Source organism: Anaerobacillus sp. ABD4_527 (assembly GCF_056160805.1).
Genome location: NZ_JBSWXZ010000010.1, coordinates 14,191 through 35,100, shown reverse-complemented (window position 1 = coordinate 35,100; position 20,910 = coordinate 14,191). Strand labels below are relative to the sequence as shown.

Annotated in this window: 18 protein-coding genes and 4 riboswitches; of the genes, 2 read left to right on the top strand and 16 right to left on the bottom strand. The window is 44.1% G+C overall.

Going from position 1 to position 20,910, the window contains the following annotated elements; all coding sequences use genetic code 11:
- Positions 1-3: 3 nt before the first annotated feature.
- The 16 genes from ACXAHI_RS20745 to ACXAHI_RS20670 all read right to left on the bottom strand — a co-directional run bounded on the left by ACXAHI_RS20745 (position 4) and on the right by ACXAHI_RS20670 (position 18,282).
- Positions 4-210 (bottom strand): hypothetical protein, encoded by a 207-nt coding sequence (locus ACXAHI_RS20745; protein WP_474814499.1) that lies wholly within the window; start codon positions 208-210, stop codon positions 4-6.
- A gap of 42 nt (positions 211-252) precedes the next feature.
- Entirely contained in the window at positions 253-1,194 is a 942-nt protein-coding gene (locus ACXAHI_RS20740; RefSeq protein WP_270182996.1) for a type II secretion system F family protein, read from the bottom strand.
- A gap of 3 nt (positions 1,195-1,197) precedes the next feature.
- A complete protein-coding gene (locus tag ACXAHI_RS20735) occupies positions 1,198-2,130 on the bottom strand; it encodes a type II secretion system F family protein (protein ID WP_474850964.1) in 933 nt (310 codons plus the stop codon).
- The gene (locus tag ACXAHI_RS20730) at positions 2,127-3,458 is read right to left on the bottom strand and encodes a CpaF family protein (RefSeq protein WP_474833110.1); all 1,332 of its coding nucleotides are present in this window, start codon (positions 3,456-3,458) and stop codon (positions 2,127-2,129) included. Before ACXAHI_RS20730 ends, ACXAHI_RS20735 begins: the two co-directional genes overlap by 4 nt.
- Positions 3,459-3,471: 13 nt before the next feature.
- On the bottom strand, positions 3,472-4,590 hold the full coding sequence (locus tag ACXAHI_RS20725; protein WP_474850978.1) for a CpaE/TadZ family protein: 1,119 nt from the start codon (positions 4,588-4,590) through the stop codon (positions 3,472-3,474).
- 15 nt (positions 4,591-4,605) lie between these two features.
- Positions 4,606-5,379 (bottom strand): CpaB family protein, encoded by a 774-nt coding sequence (locus ACXAHI_RS20720; RefSeq protein ID WP_474814506.1) that lies wholly within the window; start codon positions 5,377-5,379, stop codon positions 4,606-4,608.
- Positions 5,372-6,124 carry a hypothetical protein gene (locus ACXAHI_RS20715; RefSeq protein WP_474850962.1) on the bottom strand — a complete coding sequence of 251 codons (753 nt, stop codon included), beginning with the start codon at positions 6,122-6,124 and terminating at the stop codon, positions 5,372-5,374. The genes ACXAHI_RS20720 and ACXAHI_RS20715 overlap by 8 nt, the downstream gene beginning before the upstream one ends.
- A gap of 250 nt (positions 6,125-6,374) precedes the next feature.
- The gene (locus ACXAHI_RS20710) at positions 6,375-7,670 is read right to left on the bottom strand and encodes an NCS2 family permease (protein WP_474850960.1); all 1,296 of its coding nucleotides are present in this window, start codon (positions 7,668-7,670) and stop codon (positions 6,375-6,377) included.
- A 125-nt stretch (positions 7,671-7,795) separates the two neighbouring features.
- Positions 7,796-7,897: riboswitch (purine riboswitch) on the bottom strand.
- 84 nt (positions 7,898-7,981) lie between these two features.
- Positions 7,982-9,520 (bottom strand): glutamine-hydrolyzing GMP synthase, encoded by a 1,539-nt coding sequence (gene guaA, locus ACXAHI_RS20705; RefSeq protein WP_270182990.1) that lies wholly within the window; start codon positions 9,518-9,520, stop codon positions 7,982-7,984.
- A gap of 134 nt (positions 9,521-9,654) precedes the next feature.
- Positions 9,655-9,756, bottom strand: a riboswitch (purine riboswitch).
- A gap of 39 nt (positions 9,757-9,795) precedes the next feature.
- Positions 9,796-11,967, bottom strand: coding sequence for a DUF4129 domain-containing transglutaminase family protein (locus tag ACXAHI_RS20700; RefSeq protein ID WP_474850958.1), 2,172 nt, complete (start codon positions 11,965-11,967; stop codon positions 9,796-9,798).
- A complete protein-coding gene (locus ACXAHI_RS20695; protein ID WP_474850956.1) occupies positions 11,954-13,204 on the bottom strand; it encodes a DUF58 domain-containing protein in 1,251 nt (416 codons plus the stop codon). The genes ACXAHI_RS20700 and ACXAHI_RS20695 overlap by 14 nt, the downstream gene beginning before the upstream one ends.
- On the bottom strand, positions 13,201-14,175 hold the full coding sequence (locus ACXAHI_RS20690) for an AAA family ATPase (protein WP_474850954.1): 975 nt from the start codon (positions 14,173-14,175) through the stop codon (positions 13,201-13,203). Before ACXAHI_RS20690 ends, ACXAHI_RS20695 begins: the two co-directional genes overlap by 4 nt.
- A 217-nt stretch (positions 14,176-14,392) precedes the next feature.
- Entirely contained in the window at positions 14,393-15,220 is an 828-nt protein-coding gene (locus ACXAHI_RS20685; protein ID WP_474850952.1) for a MetQ/NlpA family ABC transporter substrate-binding protein, read from the bottom strand.
- Between the two features lie 17 nt (positions 15,221-15,237).
- Positions 15,238-15,897 carry a methionine ABC transporter permease gene (locus tag ACXAHI_RS20680; protein WP_474850950.1) on the bottom strand — a complete coding sequence of 220 codons (660 nt, stop codon included), beginning with the start codon at positions 15,895-15,897 and terminating at the stop codon, positions 15,238-15,240.
- Positions 15,869-16,897 carry a methionine ABC transporter ATP-binding protein gene (locus ACXAHI_RS20675; RefSeq protein ID WP_474850948.1) on the bottom strand — a complete coding sequence of 343 codons (1,029 nt, stop codon included), beginning with the start codon at positions 16,895-16,897 and terminating at the stop codon, positions 15,869-15,871. Before ACXAHI_RS20675 ends, ACXAHI_RS20680 begins: the two co-directional genes overlap by 29 nt.
- Complete coding sequence (locus ACXAHI_RS20670; RefSeq protein WP_474850946.1) at positions 16,894-18,282, bottom strand: LLM class flavin-dependent oxidoreductase; 1,389 nt, start codon at positions 18,280-18,282, stop codon at positions 16,894-16,896. The genes ACXAHI_RS20675 and ACXAHI_RS20670 overlap by 4 nt, the downstream gene beginning before the upstream one ends.
- Positions 18,283-18,364: 82 nt before the next feature.
- A riboswitch (SAM riboswitch) is annotated at positions 18,365-18,466 on the bottom strand.
- 145 nt (positions 18,467-18,611) lie between these two features.
- Positions 18,612-18,717, top strand: a riboswitch (SAM riboswitch).
- A gap of 84 nt (positions 18,718-18,801) precedes the next feature.
- Here ACXAHI_RS20670 and ACXAHI_RS20665 point away from each other — a divergent pair.
- Positions 18,802-19,944: an acyl-CoA dehydrogenase family protein gene (locus ACXAHI_RS20665; RefSeq protein WP_474850943.1), complete on the top strand. Its 1,143-nt coding sequence runs from the start codon at positions 18,802-18,804 to the stop codon at positions 19,942-19,944.
- Between the two features lie 48 nt (positions 19,945-19,992).
- Entirely contained in the window at positions 19,993-20,523 is a 531-nt protein-coding gene (gene ssuE / locus ACXAHI_RS20660; protein WP_474850941.1) for an NADPH-dependent FMN reductase, read from the top strand.
- Positions 20,524-20,910: the final 387 nt, after the last annotated feature.

The window sequence follows — 20,910 nt, the reverse complement described above, 5'->3', positions numbered from 1 at the left end:
GAATTAAATGTCACTAATCATTTGAGCGATACGATCAACGATAGCAGATGCAATTCCGTCTCCATTACCATCTACTGCAGTAGCAACAGCTGCCATTACTGCTAACACGACTAGTCCTAGTGCTACCCACTCAAGAGCCTGTGCACCTTCTTCATTATTTACGTACTGATTCATCGTTTCCTTAGACTTTATTACTAGTTTGTTTAACATCATAATCTCTCCTTTTAGGTAATTAGTTTTTATTTGAACCTTCTAATTGAAGAAGGTATCAAGACCAAATGCGCCAGGGTTGTAAATCACATTCAGAGCAAGCAATCCAATGATCAAGATGAACACACCCGGCAATACGAAAAATGTTGTGACTAACGTAATTTGAGGACTTGCCTTCGCTGCTTTTTCCTTCGCTTTAAAGCTTCTTGTCGCGCGAAGGTCATCCGCTTGAATGGCAAATGTTTTAGAAACAGGGACACCTAGAGTAGATCCCTGGATAAGAGAGTTCACAAGCATCTCTAGCTCTCTAGATGAATTTCGATTGATTAGATTTTCATAAGCAGTTTTCCTCGGAACGCCGAGATCAATTTCTCGATTAAATCGTTCGATCTCTTCGCTCAGCGGTCCATCGAACTGCCTTGTCACTTGATGGAGCGCGCCATCTAACCCAACACCTGCCTGAAGCGTAACGCTAACGGTATCGAGAAAGTCCGGCATCATCATGCTGATCGTTTCTTGTCGCTCACGAGCTTTTAATAATAGCCATAGATTCGGCCCTAAATAGCCCCCGAGCGGCAGAAGTAGAAACATCGCAAAAGCAAGCGGCAGTCCTAGAAGAAGGTAAAGCATTCCAGCGACAATCCCGCACAGTCCGAGGAAAAACCTGAGACCATAAAAGCTCTCTAGCCGGAGCCCCATCGGGTTCCCTGCCTGGATCAGCTGGTTTTCATCCTTCTCTCGATCTGAGAAGAACGCGTATTTAACACCTGTAGGTCCTGCATATTCAGCTGCTTTTATGAGGCGATCACTCATTTTTCGTCTGAAACTCACTCGCCTCTGTCGAACAGATTCCTCTACCTTTAGTTGATCAACTAGCTTATGTTTCTTGCTGATATACAAATAGATATAAATAAATCCGATGAGTAAAATGAATAGAATGGCAGTAAATAAGAAGCCGGCATATACACTTAGTAATGAACTCATAAGTTACACCCTTATCCTTGAAATCCGTTTGATCAGAATGAAAGCCGCGAACATAATGAGTGAAAATATCGCGAAAAGAAGCAGCCCCCATGTGGTAAATAGAACGTTTAGAAAGCCTTCGATGAACAAGTTCATCATGATCGCCATCATGAAAGGCATAATCACAAGGATGTACGCGATCGAACGCGACTCCGCTGTTGCGGTTTGGATTTCTTTTTGTACGCGTCCTCTTTCTTCGATCGTTCCAGCCATTAAATCTAGCACTTCAGCGAGGTTCCCCCCAACGCGTCGTTGAATCAAGATCGTACTAACGAAGATTGAGATCTCTTTACTTGAATACCTCTCACGAAAACGTCCCATCACTTCTTCAACATCGTCTCCAAGCTTTATTTGCTGATCCATTATTCTAAACTGCGGACCTGCTGGTTCTGAAACCTCTGAACCTACCATTTCGATCCCTTGAGGAATCGTTTGACCAGCTTTAATCGAATTTGACATCATCCTGCATATTTCAGGAAGCTGTTTGTTGAAGCTTTCGTTCAATTTATCTTGCCTCGCGTTTAATAAGAGTCTCGACCCGATCCATACCGAGAAGTAGGCGATCAACAGCGCGATAAGCGGAAGTAAACCTAGTAAGAAAAACCCCACGAACCATATCACGGCAAGAGTAAGTAAATAGATCCCCATATACTCCGACGGCTTTAAGCGGATGTTCGCTTGAACAAGCTTCTTTTGTAAGTCTCGTGACAATTCCGATTCATCATATTTATCACCGATTAGAATTACGAAACTCTTTCTGTTCTGTTCACCTGTTTCAAACCATTCATCGATCTTCTTTACTGACTGCTTCGCTCGGCGGCTTTCCATCACGTAATAGATAAATAGGAAGAATGAAAGAAACGCAGCGGTAAGCGCTAGGAGGAGAGCGATTGTCATACGATCGCCCCCTCAAGGAACAACGAATCGGATAGTTCAACACCATATGCTCTAAAACGATCGACTAGTTTAGGTTTATATCCAGTCGCTTCAAAGTGCCCTTTCACCTTGCCATCTGCCGTAACGCCTTCGCGTACGTACCGGAAGATGTCATGTATTTCGATCTCTCCATCACCTTCAGTAATTTCTGCGATACTCACAACCTTACGTCCACCATCGGGCTGTCTTGACGTTTGCACGATCAAGTCGAGAGCACCAACGAAATAACCACGAATGATCTCAACAGTTATCGGTAGACCAGACATGACAACCATCGCCTCCAAACGACCAAGTGCATCTTTAGGTGAGTTCGCGTGGACGGTTGTGAGAGATCCTTCGTGTCCGGTATTCATAGCCTGAAGCATATCGATCGCTTCAGAACCACGAACCTCCCCAACGATAATGCGATCAGGACGCATGCGCAGAGCATTCTTTACAAGCTGGCGGATCGTGACTTCACCCTTGCCTTCCATGTTAGGAGGCCTCGCCTCTAGCCGAACAAGGTTTTCATATGAAAAGCGAAGTTCTGCCATATCCTCGATCGTTACGACTCTTTCCCCGAGCGGAATTGAATCAGAGAGAACGTTGAGTAACGTCGTCTTCCCGCTCCCTGTTCCTCCTGATACGAGGATGTTTGTCTTTGCCTGTACCGCCGCTTGAAGAAACCGCCCCATTTCATCCGTAAACGTCCCAAAACTCTGAAGGTCTTCAAGAGTGAACGGCGTTTTGTTAAATTTACGAATCGAAATCGATGGACCATCAAGTGAAATGGGCGGGATGACCGCGTTCACACGGCTTCCATCTGGAAGTCTCGCATCTACCATCGGTGAACTTTCATCGATCCGTCTTCCGAGCGGGGCGATAATGCGGTCGATGATATGGCGGATATGCTGATCATCCTTAAACTGAATATCTGTCTCCTGCATTTTTCCGCCGCGTTCGATGTACACTTCGTTCGCACCGTTCACCATGATCTCGGTTATGCCATCATCCTGAAGCAATGCTTCGAGAGGTCCATACCCTACGGATTCGTTGATGATCTGTTGAATGATCCTCTCCATTTCCTGACTAGGAATGATTACTTTCTCTTCATCGATCATTTGCTTTACGAGTCGCTCGATCGTTTGTTTTCGTTCAGTTGGGGGAAGGGTCGTAATACTTTCAAGATTCGCTTCCTTGATCAAACGATTTTTGTAGTGCCTCACCCATTTTTCTTCAGGGCTGTTCGTCACTTCCCACTCTTTCGACCGAGGCGTACTTTGATTCGATGCTCGTTGTAACCAAGACATACACTCACCTCCTCTACATCAGCACTTTGTCAACAAAGAGCTTCATATCCTTCGTTGCTTTCGACTGCCCACGATCATTTTTCTTTTTATAAAATGGCTCTCCCATATTCAGAACTGGTTGTAAGCCGAAGTAATCTGAACGAACCGAAGCAGTCACTTCTTTTGAAAGAAGCCTCGCGATATCTTTTTCCGCTAGCTCACCTTTTGGATGCGTTCGATTTAAAAGCAATGACACAGGATGGTTGCGTCCACTCAATTGGAAACGCTCGAATAAATCCATCGCATTTTTTAATGCTCTAAGCCCAAGGCTATCCGGAGTCAAAACATAATGGATCGCCGTCGATTCTGATAATCCTGTAAAACTGATCGAGCTGATCGCTGAAGGAACATCTAGAATCACATGATCATAGTGAGCTCGGCACGTTCGAATCACCTTCGTGATCAACTCTTCGTTAATCTCTTCTGCCTTAGCTGGATTTGCAGGCCCTGTTAACACATCGATACCCGTCCGTTCATCTCTGATCAATACGTTCTCGATGTGGTGTAACGAAAGCTCTTGAAGGACAGGCTGTAAATCATAATACGACCTTGAAAATTCAAGACCAAGTGCTGGTTCAACTCCGCCGAACTGCGCGTTTAAATCGATGAGAATAACGCGCTTATCATGGTGAATGCGAAGTGACTGAGCAGTTAAGATTGATAGTAACGTCGTGCCACTGCCACCCTTAGCACTATAAAAGGCATGAACGATGCCGTTCCCAGAATCGCGATTAAATGATTGCTCCGTTAATTCAAGGCTTTGCTGAATATCGACAATTAGTTGACTCAAACGATCGATCTCATCAGGGAAGACCATTACGTCATAGGCACCGGCCTTCACCCACCGTCTACCTTCATCAAACGAACGATCTTCTGTAATTCCGATTACAAAACTTGAAGTAGGAACCGTAATGGCTTGTAGAGCCTCAAGCTCATCACTATCTACAAAGTAAAATTGAAAGGTTTCAGAGAAAGAAGGTTTCCATTCTTCCTGAGTCACAACATCGACTCCGCTTTCTAAAAGCTCTCTTTTCACCGATTCAATAACATCTTCTTTCTTAGATAAAATTAATGACTTATACGACGAACTCATCTCATCCACCCCGCTTTACTCCTCATCAGCATCATCCTCAGCTGCTTTTTTCTCAGCTTCTTTTTTCTTTTCAGCAGCTTCTTTTGCTTTCGCTTCTTCTTCCTTCTTCTTCTCAGCCGCTGCTTTCTTTGCTTCAGCTTCCTTCTTCGCTTGTTCAGCTTCAGCTGCAATTTGATTCACACGAAGAATACGGATCTGTTTGGCAGCATTTTGAGCATGTATCAGCTTTTCAGCCTGTTCTAGGTCCAGCGATACTCTGATTGCAGGACCAAACGATTCATCATCGTTATCCGTCTGAAGCTCTTCTTGTTGAACGACTGGAACCGTTTCAAGCAAGCGCTCAGTTGTTACACCGCTTTTTGTTTCCATAACGGAATACACATCAACAAGATCACCTTCTGTGATCGCTTGGTCGATCACGACATTAGACGTTGGATTCAACCACACGACCCGATTCTCAGCAGGGATATCCAACTTCTTCCTCACGACGTTTTTTGTAAGGATATCGCCATCGTTTAAGTTTACGACCGCAATGGCTTCTTCTAGGTCCTTCTCATCCTGTATGAATGAGGATACCTGACTGCTTCTCGGCATCTCGACCCACTCAATATCACTTTCTTCAAGAGAGGTATAGGAACGGATATCAGATCCTGCCGCTGCGACTTTCACCGTTTCACCGAGCGACTCTTGAGCCATTCGAATTTGGTTTAAAATAAAGCCAGCCGCGACGACGGCAAGTATAAAAGCAAGTGTAAGAAAGATAAGTGCTTTTCTTTTTGCATCAATCATTTGATTCACCCCAACGATTCGTTATAGGAATACGAGCGATATGAATAAATGGAATGTTAACTGGAAGATGGGGCTTTGCGATCTCGATCTCATGGTCTGCTCTCAGTGAGTCAGACACTCCTTTTTTCACAACCCAATACTCTGAGTCAGCCGAAGTAGTGGCGGCTTTTAATAATCCTGATAGACTCCCAGATTCTTCTACAGTTAGTGCTTCGTTTTTCCAAACAGCTCGTTTGTAGATGTCTTTCTTCGGTGCTCGATATGTACGAAGCATCCTTCCATTCGAGAAAACTGCTGGCTTTTGAGAGATGACCGTTCCCGATACAGATCGAACCTGCCACTCAACCCAACGCAGGACTTCCTGTTTCGTTGGATTGGTTAAAGCTTGCACCTTTTCAACGAGCATGTAGAGCAGTGCTCGGTTATCGGGAGCTGGAATCATGATCACAGACCTTTCATTCATGAGCCAGTTTGATAACTTACTAAGTTCATCAGCCGGTTGTACATGAGGATCATAAAAATAAATGATCCGACTACCTGATGGGAATCGATCGATGAAGTAGGCAATCTCTTCTTCTAGCTGCCAATTGGCAATCGGAACCTTCTTTGATCGTAGGAATTTTGCATCATACTTTTCGAGAAAGTTTTCTAAACCATCAGCACCCTTTATATTGATCGGTTTTATACGTATGTTCTCGCTTTGGAGTGATTGAAGCCCTAGTGATTCATCAAGTACGATTTTCATATAATCTCCCTACTCCTAATTTTTTTCACATTGCTATATTCGCATAAAAGTGTAAAATTTTGTGTGCGATTCGCCTATAAAATGGATTTACCAAAAAAAGACGAAAATAGTCACCGTTAGTATGCTGAAGGACCCTATGTTTTTATAACTTTATACCCAATAGAAAAGAGAATTTAACCCTAAATATTGGAAATAAAACACAAAAAAAACAGACAGCGTTTTGCTGTCTGTTTTCTATTAAACTCGTAATCTATGCTAAAAATGCAAAATACGCAACGAATACGAAGAACAACACATACATGATCGGATGGATGTTCTTTCCTTCACCTTTTACTAGCATGGTGATTGGATACATAACGAATCCAAGTGCAATTCCAGTTGCGATACTGTACGTCAGCGGCATTGCGATGATCGTTAAGAATGCTGGCACAGCGATTTCAAAACGATTCCACTCGATTTTACCAAGAACACTGACCATTAGAACTCCTACGATAATTAGAACAGGAGCTGTAACGGCGGGTGTTACGACAGCTAATAAGGGCGAGAAGAACAGTGCGAGAAGAAACAGTCCAGCTGTTACGACCGAAGTGAAACCAGTTCGTCCACCTGCTGCTACACCTGATGAAGACTCGATGTATGCTGTTGTCGTAGATGTTCCTAGTACAGCACCAAGTACCGTTGCAGATGAATCAGCGAACAACGCTTTTCCTGCACGAGGAAGCTTATTGTCTTTCATGATTCCTGCTTGCGTCGCAACTGCGATCAATGTTCCAGCTGTATCGAAGAAATCGACAAACAAGAATGTAAGAACAACAACTAGCATGTCGATCGATACCAAGTCACCAAGATGACCAAGTGCTACACCAAACGTTGGCTCGAGACTCGGAATACTTCCGACGATGCTGTCCGGAACTGGTACCTGATTAAAGATCATTCCTACGATCGCTGTAATCACCATTCCGTAAAAGATACCGCCGTTTACGTTCCGAACCATGAGGATGACCGTGATGATAAGGCCGAATACCGCTAGTAGCGTTGAACCAGATAACAGATTTCCTAACTGAACGAGCGTTGAATCGTTATTCTCAACGATTCCAGCACTCTTCAGTCCGATAAACGCGATAAATAGTCCGATCCCGCTCGCTGCTGCGTATTTTAATTCCATCGGGATGGCGTTGATAATCATTTCTCGAATTTTAAAAATCGTAATGATGATAAAGATAAGTCCTGAAACTAAAACACCTGCAAGTGCCGTTTCCCAAGGCACTCCCATTACTGTTACAACGGAATAGGTGAAGAATGCGTTCAATCCCATTCCAGGTGCTAATGCAATCGGATAGCCAGCGAGTAGACCCATGATTAGCGTACCGAGTGCAGCGGCTAACGCCGTCGCTGCGAAAACGGCTCCTTGATTCATTCCAGCATCCGCTAGGATAGATGGGTTAACAAACAGAATGTATGCCATGGAAAGAAAGGTTGTTAATCCGGCAATCGATTCCTTTTTGTACGTTGTGTTGTGCTCTTGAAAGCGAAAAAATCGCTCCATCTTACTTCCCCCTTATTTCAACATCCGTCGTAAAAATAAAAAAAGCTCCGGGTTCTCTACCCGGAGCGGACTAATAGGAAAAGAAAGATCGCAAACCGTTATGCTTCAAGAGCCAAACGGTTCACTTCTCTCACTGTTTCCTTCGTAGTCAGGTTATTTACGGTAACCTGGTAGAGACTTTCGGGCCTTATTCCCGATGTTATACGATGGATTGTCGTTCTTTTATTTACTTTTGCAGTATATCAATTACAACTTTACGCGTCAACAGTAAATACGAACATTTTTAGTCTATACTTACGTTTCGTTCGTGTTTACTCCCACTCGATTGTAGCAGGCGGCTTGGACGTAATATCATACACTACGCGGTTTACGTGGTCGACTTCATTCACAATACGAGTTGAAATGATTTCAAGAACCTCGAACGGAATGCGCGCCCAATCGGATGTCATGCCATCGATCGATGTTACAGCACGTACGCCAACCGTGTAGTCATATGTTCTCGCATCACCCATGACGCCGACACTACGGAAGTCAGGAAGCGCCGTGAAGTACTGCCAGATTTCTCGATCAAGACCTGCTTTTTTGATTTCTTCACGAAGAATCGCATCAGATTCACGGACAACCTTCAGCTTTTCTTCCGTTACTTCACCAATCACGCGGATACCAAGACCTGGTCCTGGGAACGGCTGTCTCCACACGATTTCGTCCGGTAGGCCAAGCTCTGTACCCACTTTACGAACCTCATCCTTAAATAGCATGTTTAACGGTTCGATCAAGTCGAGCTTCATATCTTCTGGAAGACCACCTACGTTATGGTGGGATTTAATCGTCTGTGCCGTTGCTGTTCCACTTTCAACGATATCCGTGTATAGCGTACCTTGTGCAAGGAAAGACATATTCTCAAGCTTCTCAGATTCTTCTTCAAACACGTAAATAAATTCGTTCCCGATGATCTTACGCTTCTTCTCTGGATCTGTTACGCCCTTAAGCTTAGATAAGAAGCGGTCAGAAGCATCGATCTTGATCAGATTCATTTCGAACCCTTCACCGAACGTCTTCATCACACTGTCCGCTTCGTTTTTACGAAGAAGACCATGATCGACGAACATACACGTTAGCTGATCACCGATCGCTTTATGAACGAGGGCCGCAACGACTGAAGAATCTACACCACCGCTTAGTGCGCAAAGAACTTTTTTGTCGCCAACAGATTCGCGGATCGTCTCGATTTGTTCATCGATGAAGTTTTCCATCGACCAGTTTCCTTCACATTCACACACTTTGTAAACAAAGTTCTTCAATAGTTCGTTCCCGTGCTCCGTGTGACGAACTTCTGGGTGGAACTGTACGCCATAAAGGTGACGAGAAGAATCGCTCATTGCAGCGACAGGACATGATGGGTTTGTTGCTGCGACATCGAATCCTTCTGGCGGTGCTTTTACAAGATCACCATGACTCATCCATACGGATTGCTTTTCTGGAAGGCCATCATATAACGGCGATTGGTGCGTGATGTCGAGCATCGCTTTCCCGTATTCACGGTGTTTCGCTGCTTCTACACTTCCACCAAAATGGTGCGTCATAAGCTGCATACCATAACAAATGCCAAGAACCGGAATGCCAAGCTCAAAAATTTCTTCATCACAGCGAGGTGCTCCTTCACCATACACACTGTTTGGCCCGCCGGAGAAAATGATCCCTTTTGGATTGATCTTCTTTACCTCTTCAGCAGTAATGGTGTTTGGATGTAATTCACTGAATACACCGAGGTCACGAATACGTCTTGCGATTAGCTGATTGTACTGTCCTCCAAAGTCGAGGACAATAATGGATTCCTGTTCTTCTAACATCTAATTCCCTCACTTCTATTTAGTCTTCAGTAGTTTTGTCTCGTCTAGCTTTAACTACTCTAATAAAAAAATTGCCCTGTACTATAAAAAAAGCCAGAACTCTGCCATGGTACAAAGGCAGAATCCTGGCTTTAACTAGGAATATCTGCCTTCATAGTCAGATCATTTACGGTGATCCGGTAGAGACTTCTGGGCCATATTCCCAGGGATATACGAAGGTGACTCTTATTCTCGCTAAAACTATGGATTCATTCTATCAACCGTCTATCAAGCGGTCAAGATTGCATCTTTTTAATTAAATTTTCCCATAATTCCTTCATTTCGTTCCAACTAGATTCTGAAGGCTTCCCGCGATAATGACTTTCCTCATAACGTCTCGTTAAAACCTTCATGTCTTGCGTGCCGAGTTGATGGTCGACTTTCACCGCATACTCGCGTAACGTCTGACCTTCTCCGCGCTTAATTCCATGAAGTTCCAATAACCACAGAAGTCTAAAGTACGCTTCAGAGAGCGCTTTGTTATCATGACGCTTATTGTATTTACGAAGGAAAAAGCGTTTGATCCATTTCTTGTAATTTTTAAACGCATAGACTATGAACGCTGCAAGCACCATGACTAAGCCGATCGTATGCCAGATCGTCCAGTTCCATGATAATGAGAAACCTTCTGAAGATGATTGCTGTTCATTTTGCTCTGTTTGGTTCTGAGTTTCCTCTTCTTCTGGTGTAGTCGGTTCAAGAGCTTCTGCTTCAGCACCGCCTTCAGCATCATAATCAGAAACAAAGTCAGCTAAGCTTGTAAAACCACGGGTCGGTTCGAACGGTACCCAGCCTACACCTGGAAAGTACGCTTCTACCCAAGAGTGCGCGTTATTATTTGTGACCTGATACTCGCCGTAATCGCCATCTGTGTTCACGTACTCGCCTTCAGTGAAACCTTTTACCCAGCGTGCAGGGATATCAAGACTTCTCAACAGGACTGCCATTGAACTTGAGAAATTATCACAGTATCCTTGTTTACTTTCAAAAAGAAATTGATCAACATAGTCTTCGTCTTGATCAGGAATTGATACGTCTCTCGTTTCATAAACAAACCCATTACCAACAAAGTAATTCTCAATCGCTCTCGCTTTATCGTACGGATTATCTTCTTCTGCTACGATCTGTTCAGCAAGTTCCGAAACACGCTCTGGCAGTGATTCAGGTAACTGAAGATACTGATTTTGAACCGATTCTGGATACTCTTCAGGTGCTTCTCTAAGCAACTTCTCTGAAAAGGTCGGACTTTCATAGGACATTGCGTAGTCATCGAGCACGAAAGGCTCTGCCAGTTTTTGAGTGAACACTTTTCCTGAAACGACGTTCGTTAATAGCTGCACATCATCTGGTACGTCGATATCAGTTACTTGTCCAGGGTGAATGATGAAGTCATACTCCTCTTCCCCACTCATCGATAGTCTTGCATCTAAAGCTTCAACTTCAACGCTTTCTTCGTACAAAAGGTCAGTTCGCCCTTCAAAAATTCTTCGATCAGGGAGAGAAACGTCCCAACCTTTCCCCGTATACACGTCTTTCGTCTCTACTCGATAGTAGCCTCTTTCCTCTGTTTTTGCAGTGAAAACCGGCGTATCATCTTCAATAAACGGACCGCCAAGTCTCGAATCATCTTCATCGTAGCCAATCTTACTAATGCCATTTCCTTTCGCATCGCTACCCTCTTCATAAGACGTTGTCTTCTTAATGAACGGTACTGGGTCTGGCCACTGTGGTTCAGCCTTCGGTGCGAGATAACCAAACATAGAAGAAAACGCAATGATCACGACAAGAGGCATAAGCCAGAACACTGGAAATTTGCCTTTAGAAAACGTCACGCCCTCTTGCTCTTGAATTCGTAGAATCTGGAGCAAGCCTAATAATACAAAACCAATGATCAAGATGCGAATGATCGCAACATCAGCATTATAAGCCGTGAACGTATCGATCACAGATATATAAACAATGGTAACAACGAGGAAGAGGAAAATCCTCCTCGTTTGAATCAGCCAGTACTGCATGAGGTAGCTGATCAGCCATAACAAAATAAAAAACAACAGTGTCCTGAACAGGTTGGATAATTCACCCCAACTTGCATCGAACATTAAACCGATATTTTTGCCAAGGTCTGAGAGTAAGTAGTCAAACCACATCATCTCAAAAAAGCTTCCAGGGAAGAAAAGCGAATGAAGCGCATAGATCATCGCGACTCCCTTAATCGGAAACGATAGCCAAAATGGTATTTGAAAATAGGACATCAAAAACAAAAAGGCTGTGAATAGGATAAATACTTCCGTTTCCCCGGTATCTGAAATGACAGAAAGAGGCCTCAGCCACTCCCAGAATAAGAGGAAACCTAGACCGTAAAGGAGAAGGGAATAAATCCAGTCTAATTTCTGATCAGTTTGTTGCACGTTTCCCACCTACCTTTAGTTCCTCATTGAAAACCTCGCCTGATACCGCATGAACTTTTACTCCGAATTGAATGAGCTTGTTCAGTTCTGCTTGCTCAGCGAGTTTGATATTTTCTGTCACATAAAAGAATTCCACCTGTACTTTTCTTGATACAAGCTCTTTTAACGTAGAAAGAAAGACGGCATCAAGAGAAGGACTCACGATAAACACACCCGTTCCTGACGGGAAATGGTGCGCTTCTCTTTTAATAACGGTATCGAAGGAAGACGTTCCGTTCGGACTTACTCTAGCAAGATGGTGAAAGATTCTTCTACGCTGGGCCTTGCCACCATTTACGCTCAAGACGGTGTGATCTCTTCCTGAGGAAACGACGCCAATCATCGCATTCTGCTTTAACGCAGCATGCGTGATTGAAGCAGCAAGTCGAACCGCCTTCTCAAAAAGGGGCGAATAATCACGTCCGTAGTGTTTTTCCTCGCGATCTAGAAACAGCATGAAGTCACGACTCACCTGTTGTTCGAACTGTTTTGTCAATAACTTCGTGCTTTTCGCAGTTGACTTCCAATCGATCCATGACAACTTGTCACCTGGCACATAATCTCGTACGCTTACCGCTGTTGAATAATCAAAGTCTGCTTTTCTAGGAGATGGCCTCGTCCCAGAAAGCTGCTGGCGATAAGGCGTCCATGTAATAGATTGATAGCTTGGAAGAACATATACAGATTGCTCGACTTTCAACTTCTTTTCATGTTGAACAAAACCGAACATATCGCCCGCCTTACACCGCAACGAGTGAAAGTGATATTCACCTCTTGGGATCGGATTGATGTGATAAGAATACGTCAACTCTTTTTTAAACATAGGGAAAAGAAGTGCTAATGAACCTCTTTGATACCGAGACGACTGTTCTGAAGCAAGCGGGAATAAACGCTCAGGTAAGAGATCCTCTACGATCAAATAAAAGAGAGGAAAACGATTGGCGCGCGTGACGTGAATCGTCACTTTCAGCTCCTGTCCATCTACCAATTCCATCTTATTAATCTCTCTCGTCATCTTGATTCCATCCAGTGGATAGAAAAGCAGTGCGAGAGAATAAATGACGAAAGGGACAAACGCATAAAAGAGAAACCAGCTAACAAACCCGCCCTGGAACATCGCATATGAAAAGGTGATCAGTAGGAGGAGAAGTAAAAAGAAGAATTTCAATACCCGATTTTGTGAAAGCTTCTCTCTCATTTCACTTTCTCTTCTCGGATGAGAGGTACTTTTACTCGTTGAACGATCTCTCGTATAATTTGCTCAGACTCCTGCCCTTCAAACGCTGCTTCTGATTTTAACAGCACACGGTGTGACAAAACGTAAGGTGCTAAGTATTTGATATCGTCTGGAACCACATAATCCCGATTCCGCATGAATGCATACGCCTGCGCTGCTTTCATCAATGATAGGGACCCTCGAGGACTCGCTCCTAAATAGATCGATGTATTATGCCTCGTACGACTCACGATGTCGATGATGTACTGCTTAACAGATTGCTCGACGAACACTTCTCTCACTTTCTTCTGCATGTCGATCAACTCCGCGATCTCAAGAGCTGATTCGATCTTATCGATCGGATGACCGTGCTCCGTTCTGTTCAACACCTCGAGCTCTTCTTCAGGCGTTGGATAGCCCATCTTCAATTTTAATAAGAAACGATCGAGCTGAGCTTCAGGTAGTGGATACGTGCCTTCATACTCGATTGGATTTTGTGTTGCCATAACGAAGAATGGCTTTGGAAGAATGTGCGTTTCTCCATCGACCGTTACACTCCCTTCTTCCATTCCTTCTAACAGCGCAGACTGTGTCTTAGGAGAGGTACGGTTGATTTCATCGGCTAGAATAATGTTTCCTAGAAGTGGTCCTTTTCGAAATTCGAACATCATTTCTCTTTGATTAAAGACGGAGACTCCTGTTAGGTCAGATGGCAGTAGATCCGGGGTGAACTGAATACGATTAAAACCTGCGCCCACTGACTTTGCGAGTGCTCGCACCATCATCGTCTTTCCTACACCTGGAACATCTTCGAGAAGGACATGGCTACCTGCTAGTAGTGCAACAAGACTAAGTTCCGTAACCTCCCTTTTTCCTACCATGACATTTTCAATGTTTTCTATGACTTTTTTCACAGATGGTTGGTACGTATCGTACTGGTACTCTGAGCTCATGAACGATTCCTCCATTAACCTTTTACAAGGTAGTTGTATTCGATATAGGTATCTTTACCTATTAAACATAATGTCTAAGTACTCATATCCTTATTGTAACAAAAATAGGAAACAACACGTTAGTAAGTTACTATGTTTTCACACAATTACAAAAACAAAGCATGGTGTCGGGAACGAGAAAAGGCTTCGGTTCAAAACCGAAGCCTTTCGCAGACTGTTATTTTTGTTTAAACCACTCAGGCTGATGAAAGCCCTGGAACTCTTCTTCTATGACTTTTCGAAATTCATTAGATCTTACTGCTTCTTCAATATCCTTCACATACTGCGCATCTTTATCTGCCGTGTTCACAACAACCTGGTTGATGATATTCTCAGGAAGCTTATCTTTCACGATCGCATCGTTTAGGTCCATACCTGCCGCGATCGCAAAGTTACCGTTCACTGCCGATACATCGACTGAATCGAGCGTTCTTGGAAGCTGCGCTGCTTCAACAGGCTTAAAGACAAGGTCTTTCGAGTTCTTCGTGATGTCTTTTACTGAAGCTTTTAGAGGATCAACATCGTCATCAAATTCGATGACGCCATTATCACGTAGAACTGTTAGACCACGTGCAAGGTTCGTTGGATCATTAGCGATTGCTACCGTACTCCCCTTCTCAATCTCGTCTAGCGAATCATACTTGTTCGAGTAGATTCCGATCGGAGCAGTAGGCACCCGAATCACACCGCTTAAGTCCATATTGTTCTCTTTCGCAAATGCCTTCATATATACCTCATGCTGATACAAGTTGGCATCGATCGACCCGCTTTTTAAGGCTAGGTTTGGCTGAACATAATCATTAAATTCCTTGATCGTAACCGAGTACCCTTTTTCCTCAAGATAAGGTTTAACACCCTTTTCTAGCATATCGCTATACGGAATCGTTCCTCCGAGTATCAATTCTTTCTTTTCTAACTTGCTCGCTTCACTACTCTTGTCCCCACATGCCGATAATACACCGACTACTAGTAAGAGAACGATCATCACGATCGTATTTTTCTTCATATAAAAGCCTCCATCCATTATTTCTTATCTACTGTTTTCGCAATAAAATCACCAAAGTACTGTACGAGCTGAACGATGACGATCAATAGAATGACGGTCGTGAACATGACCGTATCATCATAACGGTAGTATCCGTAGCGAATCGCAAGATCCCCGATTCCTCCACCGCCGATCGTTCCAGCCATCGCCGAGTAGCCGATCAAACTAATCGCCGTAATCGTGAGCCCTGTGATCAATCCAGGCTTCGCCTCTGGCAAGACGATGTGTTTAATGATCATCCACGGTGAAGCACCCGCTGCTACGGCTGCCTCAATCACACCTTTGTCGATCTCACGAGCAGCCGATTCTACGATTCTTGCATAAAACGGAATCGCTGCAACGGAAAGGGAAACAGAAGCTGCCATAGGTCCAATCGTCGTTCCCAACAGAAGACTCGTTACCGGAAGCAAGAATACGAGCAAGATGATGAAGGGGACGGAACGAATCAAGTTGATGATGATGCCGACCGCTTGTTTCACCCATTTATTTTCTAAAAACAACCCTCGATCTGTGATAAAGAGGATGACCCCTAACGGGAGACCAATGAAAACAGCAAACAACAAAGCGATTCCAACCATGATCAACGTCTCAAAAAACGCGACGTTCAGTTCAGGCAAGAGCTCGATAATGTGGTCCATCGTTGATCACCTCCACGTTGTTTACTCGCTTCTCTAAGTAAGCGATCGCTCGAGACACTTCAGCATCCTCTCCACTCACATCCATGATGAACACACCGAGCGGCGTTTCCTGGATGTATTCGACTTTTCCATGCAAAATGTTGCCTTTCACATTAAACCTCTGCAGCATATCGGAAACGACCGAATCCGTTGCTAGATCGCGGAGAAACATGAGCTTCACTAGCTTCCCTTGTACATGTTCGATCAACGAATCAGGAAGATGGAACTCTAGTACGTTCTGAATGAACGTTTTTGTTAATGCATCTTTTGGATCCGAAAAAATATCGAACGTCGTGCCCGACTCCACGACTCTTCCCTCACGCATGACCGCACAGCGATGACAGATCTCCTTCACCACTTCCATTTCATGCGTGATGATGACGATCGTAATCCCAAGTTTTTGATTGATGTCTTTCAGCAATGAAAGAATGGATTTTGTCGTGTTAGGATCTAGAGCGGACGTCGCCTCATCACACAGCAACACCTTCGGATCATTTGCTAAAGCCCGCGCGATACTCACTCTTTGCTTCTGACCACCGCTCAACTGTGACGGGTATTTCTCCTTCTGATCAGCAAGGTCAACTACGCTCAATAAATGATCGACCTTTTCACCGATCTGCTTTTTACTAACTCCAGCAGCCAGAAGTGCAAATGCGACGTTCTCATAGACTGTTTTTGAAGCAACCAAATAGAATCCTTGAAAAATCATTCCGATCGATTGCCTTGCTTTTCGAAGCTCTTTATTCGATAGCGATAGCAAGTCGATTCCGTCAACGTGTACTGATCCTGTCGTCGGTCTTTCCAAAGCATTTATAAAACGTAGAAGCGTACTTTTACCCGCTCCGCTATACCCAACGATTCCGTAGATTTCTCCCTTTTCTACACGAAGAGAAACGTTATCGACAGCAACGATCTTGTCCTTCTTTCCATACTCTTTCGTAATCTCTCTTAGTTCGATCATCGCACGACTTCCTTACGAAAAGCGTAGTTTTTTCCTGGATGGTCGTCTGGCAGTCTTGCGTCTTTGTTGAAGAGCTTTTCACGCAGCGTACCTTCTTGATAATCCTTTTTATAAAGACCACGCTTTTGTAGTTCTGGTACGACTAATTCTACGAAAGCTTCCAAGTCTCCAGGCGTTACGAGGTGGTTCAAATTAAATCCATCTACTCCTGAAGCTTCGAATTGAAATTGAATCGCATCTGCTACATCAGAAGGGTTACCAACGATCACGCTGTTGCGGTCGATCGATTCAAAGCGATTCAACACCTCTCTTACCGTCAGCTTTTTCGGCGCATCCTTCGTCAACGTTGCCGCTTTATACTGACCGCCTTCTGTTGATTTCTTATATTCAAACGGCTCATCAAGGTCCATCTCTTCAAACTCTGCAACATCATAGCCGCTCGCACCGTATTGAGCCTTTGCTGCATCAGCACTCCATAGCTTGTTGTACGCCTCAAACTTCGCCTCTGCTTCCTCAGTCGTTTCACCTACGATCACACTTAAAAACGAGAAAATTTTCACGTGATCTGGATTTCTTCCATGCTTGACGGCACGCTCACGAATATCATCGGCATAGTAGTGGATTCTCTCAGGAGTCGGTCCTCCGACAAACACGCACTCCGCATGCTTTGATGCGAATTCTCGCCCTTTCTCTGATGTCCCAGCTTGATAGATCACAGGCGTTCGCTGCGGAGACGGTTCACTAAGATGCGGTCCTTCAACACTGAAATAGTGACCTTCATGATTGATTTCATGAACTTTGTCGGGCTCAACAAGCGTATCAGCTTCTCGATCTTCAACCACAGCACCATCCTCCCAGCTCCTTTCCCACAATTTGTAGGACACGTCCATATACTCATGAGCGATATCATAACGCTCATCATGACGAATCATCTTCTCAAGTCCGAAGTTGCGTGCCGCATTCGGTAAATAAGAGGTAACGACGTTCCAGGCAACTCGCCCTTTTGTTAGATGATCAAGCGTCGAAAATCTGCGCGCATTTCCAAAAGGTGCTTCGTACGTCGTGCTGACCGTAACAGCGAAGGAAAGGTGCTCGGTCACACTCGCCATCGCAGGGACAAGAAGTGCGGGATCATTGATCGGCACTTGCAATCCATCACGGATTGAAGGATCCTTACTCTTTTGGTACACATCATAAACACCAAGAACATCTGCAAAGAAGACCGCATCGAACTTCCCTTTCTCTAATGTCTTAGCAAGGTCGATCCAGTAGTCTAAGTCTTTGTATCTCTGATGACGCTGACTTTCTGGATGCTTCCATAGCCCATGTGAATTGTGCATCGAACTGTTCATGTCGAACGCATTCAAAATGATTTGTTTACTCATCTCTTTGAACCTCCACTCTTTTTTAAAACATAAAAAGGCCTCTTCATAAGAAAAGAAGAGGCCGTGAAAAAGCAACTGTCTTTTCTTATCCTTCAAGCATCGCTTGCTGGAATTGGCACAGTACTCAACCGAGTCTGTTGCCGAGGCTTCAAAGGGCCAGTCCCTCCACCTCTCTTGATAAGAAAGTTTGTTTTATTGAATTTAACGATGAATATACAGCACCGATCGATTCCCTGTCAACAAAAAATCAAAAAATTATTTCTTTTCTAATTACTTGTTGACATTGCGTTTATTTGTCCGTATTCTATTCTTTAACGCACTACCGCATACATTTATCTAGAGTCAGGGGAGGAATCTGGTCCAACGATCCTGCAGCAACCGCTTATCTTAAGCAAGGTGCTCATTCCAGCAGACTTTTTGTCTGAAAGATGAAGCTTGTATGGTTCGAATTTTGATGAGCCTAAGTCTACTTTCAGCTGAAAGTAGACTTTTTTTGTATAGAGAAAAAGGAGGATACCGATGCCATTTGCAACTGAAAAGCAGCCTGATTTGAAGGAAGAACTCACTGAACTCGTTGAACTTTTTAAAAGTAGATCTGCAAAATATGATGAAGAAGAAAGGTTTCCTTACGAGAACTTCGAAGATTTAAAGGCAAGGAACTTTTTATCACTCACTGTACCAAAAGAATATGGAGGCTCTGGTCTTAACTTGTACGAGTTCTTGAAAGTTCAAGAACAGCTCGCATCAGGTGATGGTCCGACGGCACTGTCCCTCGGCTGGCAGCTTGGCGTTATCTTAGAAATCGCTGAATCGCGAGCCTGGGATGAAGCGGTTTTCGAAAAAGTGTGCCACTTGATCGTAAACGAAAAAGCACTACTCAACCTTGCGCAAACTGAAAAAGCGACCGGCAGTCCTTCACGCGGCGGGATTCCTCAAACGACTGCTACAAAAACGCCGGAGGGCTGGATCATCAATGGACGAAAATCCTTTACGTCGATGGCCGTGGCGCTTGATTACTCCATCGTCACAGCTGACGTTGATCAAACCGGTAAGAAAGGGTTTGTCCTGATCGATCATAAGCTTGAAGGCGTACAAGTTGAGGAAACGTGGGACAGTATCTCCATGAAAGGGACAAAGAGTGATGATCTCGTGCTACATAACGTCCACGTTAAACCTGAAGATCTATTGGTAATTGAGGAGAACCACAAAGCATCTCCGAAAGGATGGTACCTGCAGATTCCAGCCGTTTACCTTGGCATCGCCTCTTCAGCCATGGATTACACGGTCGAATTCGCCTCCTCCTTCTCCCCTTCCACACTTCCTGGACCGATAAAAGACGTGCCAGAAGTAAGGAGAAAGATCGGCGAGATGCAGTTAGAGCTATTCAACGCTCGAGAAGTTCTTTATGCTGTCGCAAAGAGATGGAGTGAAAACCCTGAAGAGCGCCCGCATATGGGAGCGGACTTAGCAGCCGTGAAGCATATCGTAACAAATAGTGCGAACCGAGTCGTAGATTTAGCGATGCGCGTGGTCGGTGCTAGAAGCCTGTCTGCCAGCAACCCATTACAGCGCCATTTCCGAAATGTACGCGCAGGACTTCATAACCCGCCGACAGACGATGCGATTGTGTATAGTCTTGCAAACAGCGTGTTTGCTGACTAAGTATGTGTTAGAAAAATGTGATGACACTAGTTTAGGAGAGTGAAAACAATGAGCAATGTTGTACTTATTTACGGAGGAAACTCCCTTCAATCGAGACTAAAAGGAATCAAGGACTATGCAGAAAGTTATTTAAAGGAGCAGTCGATTTCCTATGAATCAATCAATGTCATCGACTTACCCGCTACAGATTTAATCACCGCTAACTTTAGCAGCACTGCGATTTTAGAAGCGAACGAAAAAGTAGAAAAAGCGGATGCCGTTATTATTTTGACGCCTGTTTATAAAGCTGCTTATACAGGGATATTGAAGACGTACCTTGATCTTCTTCCTCAAAAAGGATTGAAAGGGAAAGCCGTTCTTCCATTGATGATCGGTGGATCGTTCGGGCACCTCCTTGCGATCGATTATGCGCTTAAGCCTGTACTCTCTTCTCTTGGAGCGACGAATCTCCTTAGCGGTGCGTATGTGATCGACCAGCATGTTCAGCGTGGTGAGGGGAATGAGTTTATTTTGGATGAAGAGGCGAAAGAGCGGTTGAAGGGGAATTTGGAGACGTTGGTGGAGGAACTTAATATATAAAAAATAGATGACGAACGAGATGTTCGTCATCTATTTTTATGAGGAGCCAACTGGACATTTTTACTTGTAAAAACCAATTCGCTAGGCCATGACTCTTACACGCCTAACTAAATACGAAAGTTCATGGCACCATCAATCATAAGTACACATTTTCTAACTTATCATTTGCATTCCGAACATTATTCGGTTACTTTTACTATAGGCAACTTTTTTTCTTATAGGAAAAAGTCGCAGGGTAGTTCAAATGATTAGCCTGGTCTCCCAGGGTGGTAGCTGGGAGACTCCTCACTTTTTTAGGGGTCTCACTCAGTCTTGAAAGGCTCATTAAAAAGTGGGGATCAGTGCTATCTTTAAGATTCACCGAGGAGTTATTATTGTTGGAGTGAT

Excerpts from the sequence above, each read along its gene's own strand:
- ssuE (WP_474850941.1), top strand. The coding sequence starts at position 19,993 with ATGAGCAATGTTGTACTTATTTACGGAGGAAACTCCCTTCAATCGAGA.
- ACXAHI_RS20690 (WP_474850954.1), bottom strand. The coding sequence starts at position 14,175 with ATGAGCTCAGAGTACCAGTACGATACGTACCAACCATCTGTGAAAAAA.
- ACXAHI_RS20710 (WP_474850960.1), bottom strand. The coding sequence starts at position 7,670 with ATGGAGCGATTTTTTCGCTTTCAAGAGCACAACACAACGTACAAAAAG.
- ACXAHI_RS20665 (WP_474850943.1), top strand. The coding sequence starts at position 18,802 with ATGCCATTTGCAACTGAAAAGCAGCCTGATTTGAAGGAAGAACTCACT.
- ACXAHI_RS20735 (WP_474850964.1), bottom strand. The coding sequence starts at position 2,130 with ATGACAATCGCTCTCCTCCTAGCGCTTACCGCTGCGTTTCTTTCATTC.
- ACXAHI_RS20675 (WP_474850948.1), bottom strand. The coding sequence starts at position 16,897 with ATGATCGAACTAAGAGAGATTACGAAAGAGTATGGAAAGAAGGACAAG.
- ACXAHI_RS20715 (WP_474850962.1), bottom strand. The coding sequence starts at position 6,124 with ATGAAAATCGTACTTGATGAATCACTAGGGCTTCAATCACTCCAAAGC.
- ACXAHI_RS20695 (WP_474850956.1), bottom strand. The coding sequence starts at position 13,204 with ATGAGAGAGAAGCTTTCACAAAATCGGGTATTGAAATTCTTCTTTTTA.
- ACXAHI_RS20730 (WP_474833110.1), bottom strand. The coding sequence starts at position 3,458 with ATGTCTTGGTTACAACGAGCATCGAATCAAAGTACGCCTCGGTCGAAA.
- ACXAHI_RS20685 (WP_474850952.1), bottom strand. The coding sequence starts at position 15,220 with ATGAAGAAAAATACGATCGTGATGATCGTTCTCTTACTAGTAGTCGGT.
- ACXAHI_RS20745 (WP_474814499.1), bottom strand. The coding sequence starts at position 210 with ATGTTAAACAAACTAGTAATAAAGTCTAAGGAAACGATGAATCAGTAC.
- ACXAHI_RS20725 (WP_474850978.1), bottom strand. The coding sequence starts at position 4,590 with ATGAGTTCGTCGTATAAGTCATTAATTTTATCTAAGAAAGAAGATGTT.
- guaA (WP_270182990.1), bottom strand. The coding sequence starts at position 9,520 with ATGTTAGAAGAACAGGAATCCATTATTGTCCTCGACTTTGGAGGACAG.
- ACXAHI_RS20720 (WP_474814506.1), bottom strand. The coding sequence starts at position 5,379 with ATGATTGATGCAAAAAGAAAAGCACTTATCTTTCTTACACTTGCTTTT.
- ACXAHI_RS20670 (WP_474850946.1), bottom strand. The coding sequence starts at position 18,282 with ATGAGTAAACAAATCATTTTGAATGCGTTCGACATGAACAGTTCGATG.
- ACXAHI_RS20740 (WP_270182996.1), bottom strand. The coding sequence starts at position 1,194 with ATGAGTTCATTACTAAGTGTATATGCCGGCTTCTTATTTACTGCCATT.
- ACXAHI_RS20680 (WP_474850950.1), bottom strand. The coding sequence starts at position 15,897 with ATGGACCACATTATCGAGCTCTTGCCTGAACTGAACGTCGCGTTTTTT.